Below are 1,173 nucleotides of genomic sequence, written 5' to 3'. Positions count from 1 at the left end.
CGCGACATCGCTGAGAATGAGCGATCTCGGCTATAGCAATAACGCGCAAAGCTCGTTGAATATATGTTTCAACACGCTTGAAAACTTTACCAATACGCTAACGAACGCAATTCATACATCTTATCCGCGATACGAGGAAATTGGATTACACGACAGCGAGGGCTACACGCAGCTGAACACAAACGTGCTTCAAATCGAGAACGAGTACTACAGCTCTATTCGACCAAAGCGAACCACCCTGTCCGGAGAGAAACCGACTGCAGCATTAAATGAACGTGGCGTGGAATATGTCGAAGTACGCTGCCTTGATCTCAATCCTTATTTACCTCTTGGTATTGATGAGACGCAAATCGCTTTCGTTGACGCCTTCCTGCTCTTCTGCCTGCTGGAAGACTCGCCGGTTCTTAGTGCCGAAGCATGCGAAGAGCTTGAGGGTAATTTCTCGTCCGTCACCACCGATGGAAGAAGACCAAACCTGACGCTCAAACGTCTTGATGAAGAGATTTCACTCACCTCTTGGGCAACGGAGATTCTTTCCCGGATCAACGACTACGCCGCTTTGCTAGATAACACCGAGAATACGACGCTCCACCAAGAGAGCATTGCACTTCAGCAAGCAAAAGTAGATGACGCTAGTCTATGCCCCTCTGCGCGGATTCTGGAAGATATGCGAACAGAACAACAAAGCTGGCTTGAGTTAGCGGGGTCTCTGTCCAATCAACACAAACATACGCTAACGGCAGCAACTGACATGGCCGCTATTCAACATGAATTTGAGAGGCTTGCCGCTCAAAGCCATGATAACGCTGAGCAAATCAAACAAGGAGATACGGTTTCTTTTGACAAGTTTCTTTCGGACTACGTCAGCTAGACCAGACTCATCCAACGCCGGTCGGCGCCAAGGTTACTGATCTTGCGCTATATGCGCTAGATCGTTTCAGCTGAAACGCCTATTCTCTATGACTCTTTGCGCCTACATTCTTTGAGACGCCCCCCTTATTTAAACATCCGCCTTATCGTATTAATTACCGTGCAACACGCTTCACAAAACGCATACGCGGTGATACGCAGCTCGCAAATATTAAGTACCGAAATTCGCTTCCGTCACGTTTCTAACAAAACTGTCACTATGCCCAATTTGCAGATACTGAAACCTATGCTAATTTTGTAAGT

General features: G+C 47.3%; 1 pseudogene. It reads left to right on the top strand.

Annotated features, from left to right (window positions below):
• A pseudogene (locus tag A3751_RS16520) lies at positions 1-871 on the top strand (glutamate--cysteine ligase); the annotation flags it as partial.
• Positions 872-1,173 lie beyond the last annotated feature (302 nt).

Source organism: Oleiphilus sp. HI0080 (genome assembly GCF_001635135.1).
This window is presented reverse-complemented; position numbering and strand designations above follow the sequence as displayed.